The organism is Bacteroides sp. OM05-12 (assembly GCF_003438995.1).
Lineage (GTDB): Bacteria > Bacteroidota > Bacteroidia > Bacteroidales > Bacteroidaceae > Bacteroides.
The window spans coordinates 23,709-41,716 of the sequence record NZ_QSUN01000019.1 but is presented as its reverse complement, the minus strand read 5'-3'; the positions used below and the strand labels follow the sequence as shown (position 1 = coordinate 41,716).

The window sequence follows — 18,008 nt, the reverse complement described above, 5'->3', positions numbered from 1 at the left end:
TTCCTGGGAATAATTATCAGTTTATACCTGGGAATTATTATTTTGCTGAACATACCCGCAATTCAGCAGAAGACTACTGTATTGGTAACTCACGAACTTCGTAAAATTCTGGGAACAGAGCTCTCGATAGGAAAGATATCCGCAGGAGCCTTAAACAGAATCATTATCGATGATCTTTTACTTAACGACCAAACCGGAAAGGAAATGTTGAAGGTAACCCGTCTTTCCGCTAAATTTGAGATTCTCCCCCTATTTAAAGGAAAGATAGCCATCAGTAGCGTACAATTATTTGGTTTTAATATAAACTTATCCAAGCAAAATCCGGAAGCTGTTCCCAATTTCCGATTCGTTCTAAATGCGTTTGCATCCAAAGATTCCATCAATGAAAAAAGCAATCTGGATTTACGTATCAATTCCATACTGATACGTAGGGGAAAACTTTCATACAACGTACTATCCGAACCTGACACGCCCAATAAATTCAATGGCAAACACATTAATTTACAGAATATTATTGCAAACATCTCACTAAAAGCTTTAAGTAACGATTCGATTAATGCATCGATCAAACGTCTCAGTTTGAATGAACAATCCGGTTTGGAACTTCATAAGTTATCTTTAAAAGTTTTGGGAAACAGAGAGCTTCTGCAATTAGAAAATTTCTCTATCGCTTTACCCAATACGTCTTTCAACATGGATACAGTCTCCATAAAATACAACGGATTCGAAGCATTTGAGCATTTAGCAGATAGTGTGCATTTCTCAGGGAAAATGAAACCTTCATACGTAACTCTCAAAGATATATCTTGCTTCGTCCCCCCTCTTGCTAATTTTCAGGATAAACTGGATTTGGATTTAGCCTTTAATGGAACAATAAACCAGTTAGAATGTACAAAACTGGAAATCAATGCCAATGAGGATATCCAAATAAAGGGAAATGTTGCTTTTCAGGATTTATCACAAGGCAGTGACGCATATATATATGGTACGTTATCCAAGCTCCACATCAAACGTTCCGGAACTGATTTACTGATTAAGAACTTATCAAAAAACAATGCTCAAGTTCCTGACATATTAAAACGTATAGGCGAAATTTCTTTCCGGGGAGAAATATCAGGATACTTTAATGATTTGGTAACTTATGGTGTCTTAAACACAGAGTTAGGAGCAATAAAAACCGATATAAAATTGAGCTCCGATAAGGATAAAGCGATCTACTCTTCTTCCGGTTCCGTCAAAACTGTAGATTTCAAATTAGGGAAATTATTGGCTAAAGAAAACATCTTGGGAGAAATTAGTTTCAATGTTGATGTTTCCACCGTTAAATACGGGAATCAGCTCCCTACAATCAATCTGAAAGGTTTGATCTCATCCATCGAATACAGTAAATATGAATATCATAATATAGAACTGGACGGGAAATATGAACACGGAGGATTTGATGGAAAGATTGCTTTAAACGATGTAAACGGGAGTATTCTTCTTAACGGGAACTTTAATACCGCACAAAAAATACCAACATTCAATTTTCATGCAGATATAAGAAACGTACGTCCTCATGACTTGAACTTATTAAAGAAATATGAAGACTCTGAATTCTCTTTAAAGCTAGATGCCAACTTCGAAGGAAATTCTATTGATAACATTATCGGTAAAATCAATGTTGACAGTATTCTGTTCACTGCTCCCGAAAAAACATTCTTCCTGGATAACATAAATATTACAGCGACACAGGAAAACAATGAAAAAATACTAAGCTTCACATCACAATACATCACAGCCACTGTAAAAGGAAACTATTCCTATCACACGATTCCGGCAAGTGCCATAAAAACAGTAGAACGTTATATTCCATCTTTGCTTTCTATAAATAAAGAAATTAACGAGCCCAATAATAACTTTAACTTTGATATCAATATTTATAATACAGAGAAACTGACCGAAATATTCAATTTGCCAATCACAATCTATACTCACTCCACCATTAAAGGATATTTTAACGATATTGTCCGTAAACTACGTATTGAAGGATATTTTCCTGCACTAAGATATGGTAATCACCTGATAGAATCAGGGATGATTCTGTGTGAAAATCCAACCGACAGATTTAAATGTCAGGTCAGAGGTAGTAAACGTATGAAAGAAGATGGGGCACTTAGCTTTTCTGTAGAAGCTCAAGCCAGAAACGATAAGATGACGACTTCAATCAATTGGGGAAATAACTCGGCAACAACTTATGGAGGCCGGCTCACCGCCATGACTGATTTCTTTAAAACGGAAGGTGAAAAACCAATTCTGCAAGCCAATATATGGATAGAGCCGACTGAAATAATACTGAATGATTCCATCTGGAATATTCATCCGTCCCATATCGCTGTTGATTCCGGAAGAATATTCGTTGATAACTTCTTATTTAAACACAAAGATCAATATCTTCGCATAAATGGAAAACTCACAAAAAATCAAGAAGATACGGTTAAGGTCGAATTGAATGACATCAATATAGGTTATGTATTCGATATTGTACAACTAAAAGACGTGGATTTTACAGGAATGGCAACCGGCATAGCCACCGCGAGCCAGGTGATGAAGAGTCCGGAATTGAATGCTGAGCTTTTCGTAAAGAACTTCTCTTTTAACAATGGTCTTCTTGGCGATATGAATATTTCCGGAAAATGGGATAAAGAGCAAGAGGGCATTTTCCTTGATGCACGAATGCATGAAAAAGATATATCACGAACCAATGTAAAAGGGCATATCTATCCGGGTAAAAAAGGATTGAACTTAAATATCGACGTAGATAGTACAAATATCCAATTCTTACAGTTTTATATGCGGAACATTGCTTCCGATGTGCATGGACGAATAAAAGGGCATGCTCATTTCTTCGGTGGATTCAAATCCCTGCAACTCGAAGGAGATGTATTTGCAAACGCATCTTTGAAGTTTGATATACTTAATACCTCTTTTAATATAAGGGACTCCATTCACCTCCGTCCTCAGGAAATACAGTTCAAAGATTGTGCACTATATGATCCGGAAGGACATGCGGGAAAAATAAATGGTTACCTACGACATACACATTTTAAGAACCTGAGTTATCGTTTTCTGATAGATGTAAATAATATGCTGGTCTATAATACAAAAGAAGATCCGGATATGCCCTTTTATGGTACTGTTTATGGAACAGGAAATGCCTCACTCAATGGAGGTGCCACAGGATTGAACGTAGATGTAGCCATGAGCACTAACCGAAATACCAACTTTGTATATATGATGAATAGTACTGCCTCTGCTGCTAATAATCAATTCATCAATTTCATAGACAGAACTCCTAAACGGGAAATCCGTGATTCAATATATACTCCCAGCAGTTTCTTGAGAGAAAACTTAAAAGAAGATAATACCCCTATCGATATTCACCTAAATCTCCAGATAGATGCGACACCTGATGGCAATATGAAAATCATCATGGACCCGGTTGCCGGAGATTATATCAGCGGAAAAGGTAATGGAAATATCAGGGTTTCTTTTTTCAATAAAGGAGATGTTAAAATGTTCGGCAACTATACAATAGACCAAGGTATTTACAAATTCAGCTTACAGGAAGTAATACGAAAAGATTTTATTATTCAATCAGGCAGTACCATTGATTTTAATGGAAGCCCGTTAGATGCCAATCTTGACATACAAGCTGCCTATACCGTAAATTCTGCTTCATTAAGCGATTTGGGTATCGGAGAGACTTTCTCACAGAACAACGTCAAAGTAAACTGTATGATGAATCTGACCGGAAATCTGACACATCCCGATATCAAATTTGATATTGAACTACCTAACGTCAGCGAAGAAGAACGGGAAATTGTAAGAAGTGCCATCAGTACAGACGAAGAAATGAATATGCAAATCCTATATCTTTTAGGTATTGGTAAATTTTATACGTATGATTACGGGAACAATCGATCCGGACAATCATCAAAAGCGATGAGTTCCATGCTATCATCCACTCTGTCCGGACAGCTTAATAATATGCTTTCTCAAGCACTCAACCTCAATAACTGGAATTTTGGAACCAACCTCAGTACAGGAGAAAAAGGATGGACGGATATGGAAATAGAAGGTATCCTATCCGGACAATTATTAAATAACCGATTATTAATAAACGGTAACTTCGGCTATAGGGATAATCCTATGGCAAACAGTAACTTCGTCGGGGATTTTGATGTAGAATGGTTATTAACCAAATCCGGAGAAATACGTCTTAAAGCATATAATCAAACTAATGATCGCTACTACACAAAAACCACATTGACAACACAAGGTGTCGGTATCGCTTATAAAAAAGATTTCAATACTTGGAGAGATATATTTCTTTGGAACAGTAGAAAGAGAAATAAAGAGGTTCAACCCGGTGATACAATAAAAACAGACTCTATCGAAAAGAATATTTCCGTTCCCGAATCTAAGAAGAAACGGGAACGGAAATAACAAACTATTTTAAGACTGCCATAGTGAGCTTTCCATCAAAGCTAATAGTTAAATTTACTATATAACAAAGAGAAGTTTCCGGTATACATAACGACGCTTGATAATGATAGCCGGAAGAATCTATTGAAAGAAAATTCATATCAGATAAAATGGATTTATCTAAGAATTCTCCCGGAACCGTATTTTCAAACATTCGCTTGGTTATATCGCTTGAGTACAGACATTTCTTGCCTTCATAGACACATATATGCATTATGTTATCATAATAAACATTGTCTACACTAATACCTTCTTCAGAATAAGAAGTTTTATAAACTTTCATTTTGGAAGGATTAATATACACATAAGCTCTATAACGTCTTCCATTATACATAACGACGCTATCCCTCTCTGTCACTTCCGTATAGATAGGTATTACCTGAAACGTATTATCAACAAAAGCCAAAGAATCAGCCGGCTCTTCTGATTTATGTAGTTTCACAACATCTCCTGCCAATGAATGAAACCAGAAGATATATTCAGCTTGCTTATCTATTTGATAACGTGACACTTCATTTCCGTACATATACAAACTGTCTTTTACAATCTCATAATAAACAGGTGCATTTTGTACGTCAGCATAATAAATAGTATCTCCTTGAACTCTAAACAGCACAGATTCACTATCATCATCAAGCCATATACCTTGAAAAAGTTCTTTAGCTTTGCTATCAACAGCTACCGCTTCTTTTTGTTTGTTTCCCTGACAGGAACAAAAAAAGACAGCCACTAATAAAATAGTGACATTTAATTTCATGTTTTTATTCTCCTATGCAATGATAAACAAATCCCAGCTCGCGAAGTTCTTTTATATCATATATATTTCTTCCATCCAAGATTACATTGTTATTCATTGCTTTTTTGATTACTCCCCATGCCGGCAAACGGAACTCTTTCCACTCTGTCAATAACATTAAAGCATCAGAATCAAGTAATGCATCGTACATATCTTTAGCATAATAAACAATATCGCCTAATCTACGCTTTGCTTCTTCCATAGAAGCCGGATCATAAACACGTACATTACACCCTGCAGCCAAAAGTTTATCTATAAGCACTAACGAAGGAGCCTCACGCATATCATCGGTTTCAGGTTTGAAAGCCAATCCCCAAAGGGCAATTGTCTTACCTTTCAAATCACCTTTAAAATAATCATTCAACTTATCGAAAAGAATACCTTTCTGCCGTTCATTTACCTCTTCTACCGCCTTTAACACGCGCATCTCATACCCATTCTGTTCTGCCGTTTTAATAAGTGCTTTCACATCTTTCGGGAAACAAGAACCTCCATATCCGCATCCGGCATAAAGAAATTTTCGTCCGATACGGGTATCAGAACCAATACCGCTACGTACCATATTTACATTTGCACCGACTAATTCGCATAAGTTTGCAATATCATTCATAAAACTGATACGTGTAGCCAGCATTGAATTAGCCGCATATTTAGTCATCTCCGCAGAAGGAATGTCCATAAAAATAACACGGAAATTATTCAACAAGAACGGTTTATAAAGTTTTGTCATCAGTTTTTGTGCACGTTCAGACTCTACTCCCACCACAACGCGATCCGGACTCATAAAGTCGTCAACCGCATTTCCTTCTTTCAGGAACTCCGGATTAGAAGCCACATCAAACTCAATCTTTACTCCTCTTTTATCCAATTCTTCCTGAATCGCATCTTTTACCTTTTTAGCAGTCCCTACCGGCACAGTACTCTTCGTTACCACCAGCAAATATTTATTCATATTTGCACCAATCGTACGCGCCACTTGAAGAACATATTTCAAATCGGCACTACCATCTTCGTCAGGAGGTGTACCTACAGCACTAAACACAACATCAACATCATCAAGACATTCTTTTAAAGAAGTTGTAAAATTCAATCTTCCGGCTTTAGTATTACGCAAAACCATATCCTCAAGTCCCGGCTCATAAATAGGAATAATACCCTTCTTTAAATTTTCTATCTTCTTTTCATCTGTGTCTACACAAACGACATTTACTCCAATTTCCGCAAAACAAGTTCCGCTAACCAAGCCAACATAGCCCGTACCAACAATTGCTATCTTCATAACTCTTTTTCTTTAATTTTTAAAATACATCAGCATCCTTAAATGCTTTTGCTGTTTTATCCTTATCAGACATTATTATTTGATTTTCATTAATCGGCCAATCAATGCTCAAATCCTTATCGTTATAGAGCACAGATGCTTCAGCCTGAGGAGCATATGCATTATCCACTTTATATGTAAATATGGCTTCTTCGCTCAAAACAAGAAAACCATGAGCAAACCCTCTAGGTATAAAAAACTGACGCTTATTTTCTTCATTCAATAATACACTTACATATTTACCAAATGTAGGAGAAGATTCTCGTAAATCTACTGCAACATCCAGAACTTCACCTTTAATAACCCTCACCAACTTTGCCTGGCAGAATTCTCCTTTTTGGTAATGAAGTCCTCTCAACACCCCGTATGATGACTTGGATTCATTGTCCTGAATAAAATTCACCTTACCAATGTTGGCCTCAAATTCTTCTTTTTTAAAGGCTTCCATAAAATACCCACGCGCATCATTGAACACTTTCGGCTCAATGATCCACACTCCATCAATTTCTGTTTGTATGTAAGTCATATCACATATTTTATTAACGGTTGCAAAATTAGCAATAAAATTATACTACTGTTTATAATTTGTTGATAATTTAATTCAAAAAACAGTAGTATTTATTCGAGTAAAAGATTAATTTTGCACACATGATTGAATTAGTACAACATATTGAAACTTTATTATTAGAAAATGATTGTGTTATCATACCGGATTTTGGTGGATTTGTAGCACATCATTCCTCTGCAAAATGGGTAGAAGAAGAAGGGTTATATCTCCCTCCTACACGTACTATCGGTTTTAATCCCCATTTAAAAATAAACGACGGATTACTGGTTCAATCATATATGCAAACTTATCATACAGATTTTTCCGATGCAAGTAAACGCTTGGAAGAAGCTGTTACGGAACTCAACAACATACTTCACAAAGACGGGAAGGCTGAATTACATGGAATTGGAACTCTATCACTAAATATAGACAACACCTATGAGTTCTGCCCCAACGAAGACGGAGTAGTTGCTCCGGAATTATATGGTTTAAGTTCTTTCGGAATAGAAAAGCTTAAATCGGTTATGTACAGACAAGAAGAAAAAAGAATTGTACCGGATAAAAAATCATCCAAGAATGTGTACGAGATTAGAATCAACCGTACATTGTTAAGGCATGCCGTTGCAGCAGCAGTAGCAATTATTGCATTCTTCTTTATGTCTACTCCTGTAGAAAACACTTATATCGAAACAGATAATTATGCAGAACTTATATCATTGAACATATTCAATACACAAAACAACCCGACAGTACCTGTAAAGCAAGCGTTGACTGTACAATCTTCAGACAAGAAAAAAGTCACAGACTTGAAACCCAAAGCAATAAGAGTAGAAAAGGTAACTAAAAACAATAATAATATTGTTACTGCAGAAACATCTCAAGTTACTCCGTCAATCAAAGAAGGAAAATACAACATCATAATTGCCAGTGTCAATAATAGAAGTGAAGCTGAGACTGTTATTCAAAAATGTATAAAAGAAGGTTATACCAACGCCAAGATTCTGGAAGGAAACGGCAGAACACGTATTAGCCTGATGTCATTTTCCGATAGAAATGAAGCAAATAAAAAGCTCAATGAATTAAGACAAAGCCCGGCGTTAAAAGATGCATGGTTATTGTCGAAATAAAAAATACTTTCCCAATTTATGAAAAGAATTATGTGTCCCAAGTGTGAGAATTACATCACATTTGATGAAACAAAATATACAGAAGGACAATCTCTTGTTTTTATCTGCGATCATTGCAAGAAACAATTTGGCATCCGGATTGGAAAGACGAAATTAAAGTCTACAGAAAAAAATGAGACTCAAGAAGAAAAGAGTCAATTCGGAAGCATCATGGTAATAGAAAATGTTTTCGGATATAAACAAATTTTCCCTCTTGTTGAAGGTGACAACATTATAGGACGCCGTTGCACAGGAAACAACATTACTATTCCCATAGAAACTTCCGACATGAGTATGGACAGACGACACTGCGTTATCAATGTGAAACAAGATAAACAAGGTAAATTAGTTTATACGCTAAGAGACTTTCCAAGTCTGACCGGTACGTTTTTGCAAAATGAAATATTAAGCGATAAAGACCGCATTCGTATTGAAGACGGAGCTATCATTACACTCGGAGCAACCACCTTTATCTTTCGCGAAGCTGAAAAATAAAACCATACGGTCGATTGTTTGCAAACGATAGGAGTTTGTAAACAAAGGACCGTACCTTCGTCAACAAACGACCTGATGTTTTTTTTAATCAACCTGATGTTTTTAAAAAACATCAAGGTGTTTGTAAAAAACATCAAGATGAATTACTACAAGTTCCACAGATATTTCTACCAATTTGCAGGTAAAGATAGTATAAAAAACAAGTTACTCTCATTTATCTTTCAATCCTTCAGTTTACAAATCAGCACTTGATTATCAGCATATTATCCTGAATCTTTTTTAGGGAAAACATTCAGCCGATGATGAACATTGAGTAATATGCTGAATAGACACTGAATGATTCCATCTTTCAGGCTAATCCATTCAGTATCAATATAGAATAGGGTAAACTGAAGGGATGAAGCTTATAGACAATAACTAATCAGAGGGCATATAAAAAGAAATAAAGGGGCACCTTTCGGATACCCCTTTTTATTATTTCACGACTCCCATCTCCCGCAGCGCTTTACAAAGCTGGTCTGAACATGAAGTTGAACGATTTCCGCAAGTTATACCCTCCAGTTTAGAAACAACCTTCTCTACCGGCATACCTTCCAATAATCTGGCTATAGCTTTCAGATTACCATTGCATCCACCGTAGTATCTCACATGCTTCAAGATACCGTTGTCCACTTCAATTTCAATATTCGTGCTACAAGTACCGTGAGTCTTATAAAGATAGGCCATCTTCTTATTCTTCTGCCGGACGCATATTCGTGTAAACGTTCTGCACATCTTCATCTTCTTCCAAACGCTCTACTATTTTATCTATTGTAGCACGTTGCTCATCATCCACATCTTTCAGATCATTTGGAATACGGGTAAATTCAGAACCGGTCACTTCAAAGCCATTGTCTTCCAAGTATTTTTGAATCTGACTAAAGGATTTAGGATCTCCATAAATTGTGATTTCGTCTTCTTCCTCATCATATTCATCCTCCACTCCGTAATCAATTAATTCAAGAATCAGTTCATCCATATCCAAACCATCTTTTTTCTTGAAAGTAAACATTGATTTCCAACTGAAAATAAAATCAAGGCTACCGGAAGTACCTAAACTCCCACCAAACTTATTGAAAACGCTACGTACATTAGCTACAGTACGTGTAGTATTATCAGTAGCTGTTTCAACAAAAATTGCTACTCCATAAGGACCATAACCTTCATAATTCATTTCTTTATAGTCCTTCTGATCTTTACCCATTGCGTTCTTGATAGCGCGTTCTACGTTATCTTTCGGCATATTCTCGCGCTTTGCATTCGCAACAACAGCTCTCAAATGAGGATTATTTTCAGGATCCGGACCACCAGCTTTTACTGCAATAGCAATTTGTTTACCGATTCTCGTAAACGTACGAGCCATATTTCCCCATCTCTTTAACTTGGTAGCTTTTCTATATTCAAACGCTCTTCCCATTGGTATATATTTTAATATATTTATGAATTATCTTAATTTAGCTCCTAATTTGTTCTCCAAATTAGCTATCAACTTAGACATTATCTTGTCAATCTGCTTATCATTCAGCGTTTGGGTTTCATCCAAAAGCAAGAAACTCACGGCATAAGACTTCTTTCCGGCTTCTAAGTTCTTTCCTTCGTAAACATCAAACAAAGTCACCTCACGAAGCAACTTCTTTTCTGTTTCGTATGCAATCTTTTCAATTTCAGCAAATTGCACATCCTTATCAAGCAACAATGCCAAATCTCTCTTTACAGCCGGGAATTTAGAAAGTTCTTTGAAACTTACCTTTACAGAACGAATTGCTTTCATCAACTCTTTCCAATTCAAGTCTGCATAATAAACCTCATTATCTATATCAAATGTCTTTAGCTGTTTTTTTGTCACTACACCAAAGACACCAAGCCGTTTACCACCCTGAGTATTAATGCTTAGGGCTGTTGCAAATAAATCATCGGTATAATTACCAATAACCAATTTATGAAGATCCAATCCTAAACGAATCAGAATATTCTCGACATAAGCCTTTAGTTCATACACAGAACTTTGTTCATCAGTATGAGCCCAAGAATTAGAAACTCTATTTCCCGTCACCCATAAGCTTAAATGATAGTCTTCTGTATATGGAGCAAGTGCTTTTTCCGTATTGCGCTTCTCCTCATGGAAATAATAACAATTTCCAAACTCAAAAAACTTCAAATCCGCATTCTTACGATTAGCATTATGAGCAATACTTTCCAAACCACCAAATAAAAGCGTCTGACGCATACAGTTCAAATCTGCACTCAACGGATTCAATAACATTACCAAATTCTTTGCAGGGAAAGACTCCAAGCCTTCATAATAAGCAGCTTTTGTCAATGAATTATTCAATATTTCATTGAAACCGCAACCCAGTAGTTGTTCTGATATCAGGTTTTGCAATTGATGAGATCTATCAACATCCGTTTTTGTAGTCAAACTCGATTTTAATGTTGTCGGTATCTCTACATTATTATATCCATAGACACGGAGTATATCTTCCACAACATCACACGGACGTTGTACATCCACACGATAAGGAGGAACAGCTAACTTTAAACCTTCCGGAGTATCTTCCAATACTCGCATTTCAAGACTGTTTACAATGCTCTTTATCGTTTCAACCGGAATTACTTTACCCACCAAAGAATTAACATACTCATAAGAAAGATCTACCTTAAAATCTTCAAACGGAGTAGGATAAACATCTTTTATGTCAGAAGAAATAGTACCTCCGGCAAGCTCTTTCACCATCAAAGCTGCAAGCTTCAAACAATAAATAACATTATTCGGATCTATGCCACGTTCGAAACGGAATGACGCATCCGTGTTCAAGCCATGACGACGAGCTGTCTTACGAACCCATGTAGGATGGAAATAAGCACTTTCAAGAAATACATCCGTAGTTGCTTCTGTACTTCCGGAATCCAATCCTCCAAATACTCCGGCAATACACATTGCCTCCTCTTCATTACAAATCATCAAATCACGCTCATTCAATTTGCGCTCCACTTCATCCAATGTAACAAAAACAGTATCTTTCGGCATTGTTTTCACGCGGATATGATTTCCCTTGATCTTAGCTGCATCAAAACAATGAAGCGGCTGTCCAAAAGCATGTACGATATAATTTGTTATATCTACTACATTATTAATAGGACGTAAACCGATTGTTCTCAATTTATCCTGCAACCATTCCGGACTTTCTTTTACTGTTACTCCATGAACTGTTACCCCTGCATATCTCGGACAAGCTTCATTATTCTCTACCGTAACAGCTATATCCAAATCATGATTGTCTACTTTGAATGCTTCAACCGAAGGTTTCTTCAATTCCGCCTTATAACCATTCTGAACGAGATAAGCATATAAATCACGAGCAACCCCATAATGCGAACATGCATCAGCACGATTAGGAGTGATATCCACCTCAAGTACATAATCACTCTTTATATTGTAATATTCCTTAGCCGGTGTTCCCGGGACGGCATCTGCCGGAAGAACTATAATACCATCATGGCTGGTACCTATACCTATTTCATCTTCCGCACAAATCATTCCGTTGGATTCCACACCACGAAGCTTTGATTTTTTGATCGTGAAACATTCATCGCCATCATATAATTTGGTTCCCAAAGTCGCAACAACTACTTTTTGTCCTGCTGCAACATTAGCTGCCCCACACACAATTTGTACAGGTTCACCATCTCCTAAATTGACGGTAGTAATATGCATATGGTCAGAATTAGGATGAGGTTCGCAGGTAAGCACTTCACCAATAACAATACCTTCAAGACCACCTTTAATTGTTTGAACTTCCTCCACCCCGCCGGTTTCCAGACCTATAGAAGTCAAGGCAGCAGCAACTTCATCTGCTGTCAAATCGAAATTGACATACTCTTTTAACCAGTTATAACTGATATTCATATCATTATTTTTTATATGTTTCTAAAAAGGACTTGCAAAGTTAATAAGTTTTTCGGTTGAGAGGAAAAAAATAGTTGAAAATCTTCTTCACCTATTTATATAAATACCAAACATATTATGTAACATAATTGTAATATATATGACATTCGGATATAATATGTTGTACATACTTTTGTCACAAAATCTATAAAAGACAATGAAATATACATTTACTACCTTATTATTCCTATTGACTGCTTCATCTATCATGGCTCAGGAGCCACACAATGAAGATGGAAAGAAATTGGATAAAACAAAAATGGAAACAGAAGATTACTTGCCTGAGATTCATGGAACAATCAGAGGAAAGTATGAATACCAACCGGAAATGAAAGCAAGTCGCTTTCAGGTTCGTAACGCACGTTTCAGTTTAACGGGGAACGTTCACCCTATTGTAGCATATAAGGCAGAAATAGATCTTTCCGACGAAGGAACAATCAAGATGCTTGATGCTTATACACGTATTTATCCTGTCAACGGACTAAGTGCGACTATCGGACAAATGCGCGTTCCTTTCACCATTGACGCACATCGTTCACCACACCAACAATATTTCGCAAACCGTTCTTTCATTGCCAAACAGGTAGGCAATGTACGCGATGTCGGTGCAACTCTCGGATATGATTTTAAAGGTAGATTTCCTTTTTGTATAGAAGCAGGAGCATTCAACGGTTCAGGACTTACTCAACAAAAAGAATGGCATAAAGATCTGAATTACTCCGTCAAAGCCCAATTCTTTCCAATTAATGGCAGCAACCTGACATTGAGTATGCAAACAATCAAACCGGACATTGCCCGTATTTATATGTATGATATCGGTGCTTATTATAATTTTTGCGGCTTCCATGTTGAAGGTGAGTATTTATATAAGAATTATGAAAATAACGCTTTCAAAGATGTACATGCTGTTAATAGTTTCATCAATTATGATTTGCCACTACGCAAAATATTCAGCAAAATATCTTTCCTTGCCCGCTATGATATGATGACTGACCATAGTAACGGTAAGGCTAATGAAGAAAGCGGAAAACTTGAAATTAACGACTACAAACGTCATCGCATCACAGGTGGTATGACATTAAGTATTGGTAAAAAGGCTTTTGTTGCCGACATACGCCTTAATTATGAAAAATATTTCTATCGCAAAAATGCAGTACCACTTGAATCCGAACAAGATAAATTAGTGGTAGAAGTCATGACGCGTTTTTAAATAATCAAGCATAAGGAAAAATATAACTAAAATGCTACGGTAGAATCCAAGTTATTCAGCCGTAGCATTTATATTATGTGAAAAACCTATAGAGATAAAATAGATTTAAAAAGGTAACGGTCCATCTTGCACGGCTGTTCCAAAAGGACCGGGTTCATTCGGAAAAGCTTCAGCAGGAGGCGGAGGTACAGCCCCGGCACTATTCATGCGGGAACCTAAAACCCTTTCTTCTTCCGGCAAAGGTACTACCATATCGTCATCCGGATTCTGAAAACGTGCAAATTCTCCTTTGAAACGCAATAAAACATCTCCTACCGCACCATTACGGTGTTTAGCAATAATTATTTCCGCCATACCACGCAAATCATTTCCTTTATCATCTTGAAATATCTTATAATATTCCGGACGATGAATAAAACAAACCATATCGGCATCCTGCTCAATAGCTCCGGATTCACGAAGGTCACTCAGTTGAGGACGTTTTCCTTCAATCCCTTCACGACTTTCCACACCACGATTCAACTGCGACAAAGCAATAATAGGGATGTTCAATTCTTTGGCAAGTCCTTTCAAAGAACGGGATATTGTACTGACCTCTTCCTGACGGCTACCAAAAGACATACCACTCGCATTCATTAACTGAAGGTAGTCAATGATAATAATCTTCACTCCATGCTCTCGCACCAACCGACGTGCTTTGGTACGCAATTCAAAAACAGAAAGCGACGGTGTATCATCCACATAAAGCGGAGCATCATAAAGCTCCTTTATCTTATAGTCAAGCTGCCCCCATTCATAAGGCGCGAGTTGTCCGCTCTTAATCTTTTCGCCGGGAATTTCGCACACATTCACAATTAAACGGTTGACCAACTGTACATTACTCATTTCCAGTGAGAACAAAGCTACAGGATTCTTAAAATTCACAGCTATATTCTTTGCCATAGAAAGCACGAAAGCAGTCTTACCCATTGCCGGACGTGCAGCGATAATAATCAAATCGGAATTTTGCCAGCCAGACGTCATCTTATCCAAAGCATGAAAACCACTTTCCAAACCACTTAAACCATCGGTACGAGCTGCAGCTTTCTGAAGAAGTTCATACGCTTCCGAGATAATCGGATTTATCTGCGTATAGTCCTTCTTCATATTACGCTGAGAAATTTCAAACAGTTTTCCCTCAGACTCTTGCATCAAATCGTCAACATCAATTGTTTCATCAAAAGCTTTTGACTGTATTTCACTCGTAAAGGTAATTAATTGACGTGCAAGATACTTTTGAGCTATAATTCGGGCATGATACTCTATATGAGCTGAAGAGGCAACTTTACCGCTTAATTGGGCAATATAAAACGGTCCTCCTACTTCATCCAGTTCGCCGCGCTTCTTCAACTGCTCTGTTACAGTAAGAATATCCACAGGCTCCTGACGAACTGCCAAGTCTGTGATAGCAGCATAAATCAATTGATGTATATGTTCATAGAATGACTCCGGACGGAGAATCTCACTAACCAGCGAATAAGCATCTTTTTCTATCATTAACGCACCCAATACCGCTTCTTCCAACTCTCTCGCCTGAGGTTGTAGATGTCCATATTCATTAGTTGGCTGTACTTTAGATTTTGTTGCTCTTGTATTTTTTTTTGCTTCCATTTCTTCCGTTTCATATATTTGCGGGAACAAAGATAGGATTTACAAATGATTTTTAAAGATTCGCATACCATTTAGTTATAAACACCATTTTGTTCACATCCATAGCAAAAGCTGGAAAAGCGTAGGTATCAGCAGTTAATAATCTTTTTCATTAGCCAAATTCCAAGCATTCAAAAAAGAAGCTTTTGTGATTTCCACAATTTTATCCCAATTTAAACGAGAAGACTCATCTGATGGTAAATGATAATCAGGATGCCCATCCGTATGATACCAAATAACAGGTATTCCTACCGATGCGAATGAAGCATTATCACTTCCACTTAAAGGCTTATCCCAAGGACGATAATCCGGTTCCAACTGCAAATTATATTTTTTAATATCTTCTCTCAACCACTTACCAAAACTCTGATTAGCTTCCGTATAAAAATAGACAACATGTTTTGGCTGTTCCTGCTTATTATTCCGGCCTATCATATCGAAATTCAAATAACCTTTTATATCCTTAATAAAAGAACAATTCTGCACAAAATATTTAGAGCCCAGTAATCCTTTCTCTTCCCCATCCCAAAAAGCAAAAATCACATTACGCTCCGGTTGTTTTCCTGTTTCCACAAATGCCTTTGCAATCTGCAACACAGCCGAAACTCCTGAAGCATTATCGTCTGCACCATTATAAATATGATCACCATGAAGCATGGGATCCATACCTAAATGGTCAAAATGCGCTCCCACTATCACGTATTCATCAGAGTTCTTTCCAGGAATCATCCCTAAAACATTCCGCATATCATATCGTTGATGTACTCCTTTTTTAATAATTGCAATTGAATCGGGATTCACTTCCAAACGCCCTTTACGCTGACGTTCTTTTCTATAAGCCTCGAATGGTTGATAATAATCTTCTCCCAATGACGGTATTCCTATCACTTTCAAGCAAGAAACAATATATGATGATGCCAGATTTGCTCCATGTTGTCCAGCCTCACGTCCTTGCAATTCATCATCTGCTAAAAATTGAATGTATGCTTCCGCCGATAATCGGTTTATACTTTTCAAGCCCTTTTCTACCGGCATCTGCGCAAACAATGTTGTAGCAATGCAACTGAATACAAAAACAAGTAAATTATACTTCTTCATAGTATGATATTTTCCATATTATAACCGCAAAGATAAAATTAACAAATGATTTTCCCATATCCATTCTTTATTTTTAATCATGAACAATTATCTTTGAAAACTAAAACAAATAAAGATGATAACTTTTCCGAATGCAAAAATAAATTTAGGTCTGAACATCGTAGAAAAACGCTCGGACGGGTACCATAATTTGGAAACCATTTTCTATCCGGTACATATTGAAGACGCTCTGGAAGTAGTAGATTTAAAGGAAAGCGAAGAAGAATTTCAGATACATATTTCAGGGGCTTCCGTAGAGGGTAAAGCAGAAGATAACCTTGTAGTAAAAGCATACCGTTTACTACAAAAAGAATATCCCATTCCTCCTATCGATATCTACTTACACAAACATATACCATCCGGCGCTGGTCTGGGAGGCGGTTCTTCCGATGCGGCTTTCATGCTGAAACTTCTGAATGATACTTATCAACTAAATATCACCAAGAAACAATTGGAAGCTTACGCAGCAACCTTAGGAGCGGACTGTGCTTTCTTTATAAACAACAAACCCGTATTCGCAACCGGAATAGGTAACATATTCGAACCAATAAATCTCACCTTGGAAAATTATCATATCATAATCATTAAACCTGATATTTTCGTTTCTACTCGGGAGGCATTCTCTTTGATTAAACCCATGTGTCCAAAAACATCTTTAAAAGAAGTCATTCAAAAGCCGATTGAAGAATGGAAAGATTTAATGAAGAATGATTTTGAGATAAGCGTCTTTGCCAATCACCCCCAAATAAACACGATAAAGAATCTGTTATATCACCATGGAGCTGTCTATGCTTCAATGTCGGGTTCCGGTTCTTCTGTTTTCGGAATCTTTAAGGAGATTCCTGAGCTAAGGCAAATAGCAGAATTAAAGAATCTTGGTTCACTATATATTAATAAAGGATAGAATTAGAATATAAAAAAACGTTTCCCCGACTCACGTCGAGGAAACGCCACAACACAAACACAAAATAAAACACGACAAAACTACTATGCAATTTTTACCTGTTATATGTTTTAGAATCATATAAAACTACTCATAGGTATTCACATATCCATAAAGAAGTATCAGGTTCATTTGCACTTATTGAACGCAAATATAGCGTTTTTGTTCATACTTTGAATATAAAAAAAGTTA

General features: G+C 36.9%; 13 protein-coding genes. 5 read left to right on the top strand and 8 right to left on the bottom strand.

Annotation, left to right across the window (positions count from 1 at the left end; translation table 11 throughout):
* Positions 1 to 15: 15 nt before the first annotated feature.
* On the top strand, positions 16 to 4,488 hold the full coding sequence (locus DXB63_RS13280) for a translocation/assembly module TamB domain-containing protein (protein ID WP_369869624.1): 4,473 nt from the start codon (positions 16 to 18) through the stop codon (positions 4,486 to 4,488).
* 4 nt (positions 4,489 to 4,492) lie between these two features.
* Here the strand turns inward: DXB63_RS13280 and DXB63_RS13275 are convergent, their stop codons facing one another.
* Genes DXB63_RS13275 through rfbC form a run of 3 tightly spaced genes read right to left on the bottom strand, consistent with a single transcriptional unit; the run spans position 4,493 to position 7,167 of the window.
* Positions 4,493 to 5,284 (bottom strand): DUF4738 domain-containing protein, encoded by a 792-nt coding sequence (locus tag DXB63_RS13275; RefSeq protein WP_122126902.1) that lies wholly within the window; start codon positions 5,282 to 5,284, stop codon positions 4,493 to 4,495.
* 4 nt (positions 5,285 to 5,288) lie between these two features.
* Positions 5,289 to 6,602 carry a UDP-glucose/GDP-mannose dehydrogenase family protein gene (locus DXB63_RS13270; protein ID WP_122126901.1) on the bottom strand — a complete coding sequence of 438 codons (1,314 nt, stop codon included), beginning with the start codon at positions 6,600 to 6,602 and terminating at the stop codon, positions 5,289 to 5,291.
* 19 nt (positions 6,603 to 6,621) lie between these two features.
* On the bottom strand, positions 6,622 to 7,167 hold the full coding sequence (rfbC, locus tag DXB63_RS13265; RefSeq protein WP_122126900.1) for a dTDP-4-dehydrorhamnose 3,5-epimerase: 546 nt from the start codon (positions 7,165 to 7,167) through the stop codon (positions 6,622 to 6,624).
* Between the two features lie 122 nt (positions 7,168 to 7,289).
* On the opposite strand from rfbC, the gene DXB63_RS13260 reads away from it, so the two are divergent.
* On the top strand, positions 7,290 to 8,318 hold the full coding sequence (locus tag DXB63_RS13260; protein ID WP_122126899.1) for an SPOR domain-containing protein: 1,029 nt from the start codon (positions 7,290 to 7,292) through the stop codon (positions 8,316 to 8,318).
* A gap of 18 nt (positions 8,319 to 8,336) precedes the next feature.
* Positions 8,337 to 8,852 (top strand): FHA domain-containing protein, encoded by a 516-nt coding sequence (locus DXB63_RS13255; RefSeq protein WP_122126898.1) that lies wholly within the window; start codon positions 8,337 to 8,339, stop codon positions 8,850 to 8,852.
* 474 nt (positions 8,853 to 9,326) lie between these two features.
* Here DXB63_RS13255 and DXB63_RS13250 read toward each other — a convergent pair whose 3' ends face one another.
* Genes DXB63_RS13250 through pheT form a run of 3 tightly spaced genes read right to left on the bottom strand, consistent with a single transcriptional unit; the run spans position 9,327 to position 12,798 of the window.
* Positions 9,327 to 9,578, bottom strand: a complete 252-nt coding sequence (locus DXB63_RS13250; protein ID WP_122126897.1) for a TIGR03905 family TSCPD domain-containing protein — start codon at positions 9,576 to 9,578, stop codon at positions 9,327 to 9,329.
* 4 nt (positions 9,579 to 9,582) lie between these two features.
* Positions 9,583 to 10,308: a YebC/PmpR family DNA-binding transcriptional regulator gene (locus tag DXB63_RS13245; protein WP_122126896.1), complete on the bottom strand. Its 726-nt coding sequence runs from the start codon at positions 10,306 to 10,308 to the stop codon at positions 9,583 to 9,585.
* A 27-nt stretch (positions 10,309 to 10,335) separates the two neighbouring features.
* Positions 10,336 to 12,798: a phenylalanine--tRNA ligase subunit beta gene (gene pheT / locus DXB63_RS13240; protein WP_122126895.1), complete on the bottom strand. Its 2,463-nt coding sequence runs from the start codon at positions 12,796 to 12,798 to the stop codon at positions 10,336 to 10,338.
* A gap of 196 nt (positions 12,799 to 12,994) precedes the next feature.
* Here pheT and DXB63_RS13235 point away from each other — a divergent pair, with 196 nt between their 5' ends.
* Positions 12,995 to 14,047 carry a porin gene (locus DXB63_RS13235; RefSeq protein WP_122126894.1) on the top strand — a complete coding sequence of 351 codons (1,053 nt, stop codon included), beginning with the start codon at positions 12,995 to 12,997 and terminating at the stop codon, positions 14,045 to 14,047.
* 105 nt (positions 14,048 to 14,152) lie between these two features.
* Here the strand turns inward: DXB63_RS13235 and dnaB are convergent, their stop codons facing one another.
* Entirely contained in the window at positions 14,153 to 15,697 is a 1,545-nt protein-coding gene (gene dnaB / locus DXB63_RS13230) for a replicative DNA helicase (protein WP_122126893.1), read from the bottom strand.
* 135 nt (positions 15,698 to 15,832) lie between these two features.
* Complete coding sequence (locus DXB63_RS13225) at positions 15,833 to 16,834, bottom strand: M28 family metallopeptidase (protein ID WP_122126892.1); 1,002 nt, start codon at positions 16,832 to 16,834, stop codon at positions 15,833 to 15,835.
* Between the two features lie 115 nt (positions 16,835 to 16,949).
* Between DXB63_RS13225 and ispE the strand changes: the two genes are divergently transcribed.
* The gene (gene ispE, locus DXB63_RS13220; protein ID WP_122126891.1) at positions 16,950 to 17,777 is read left to right on the top strand and encodes a 4-(cytidine 5'-diphospho)-2-C-methyl-D-erythritol kinase; all 828 of its coding nucleotides are present in this window, start codon (positions 16,950 to 16,952) and stop codon (positions 17,775 to 17,777) included.
* The last annotated feature ends 231 nt before the right edge of the window (positions 17,778 to 18,008 follow it).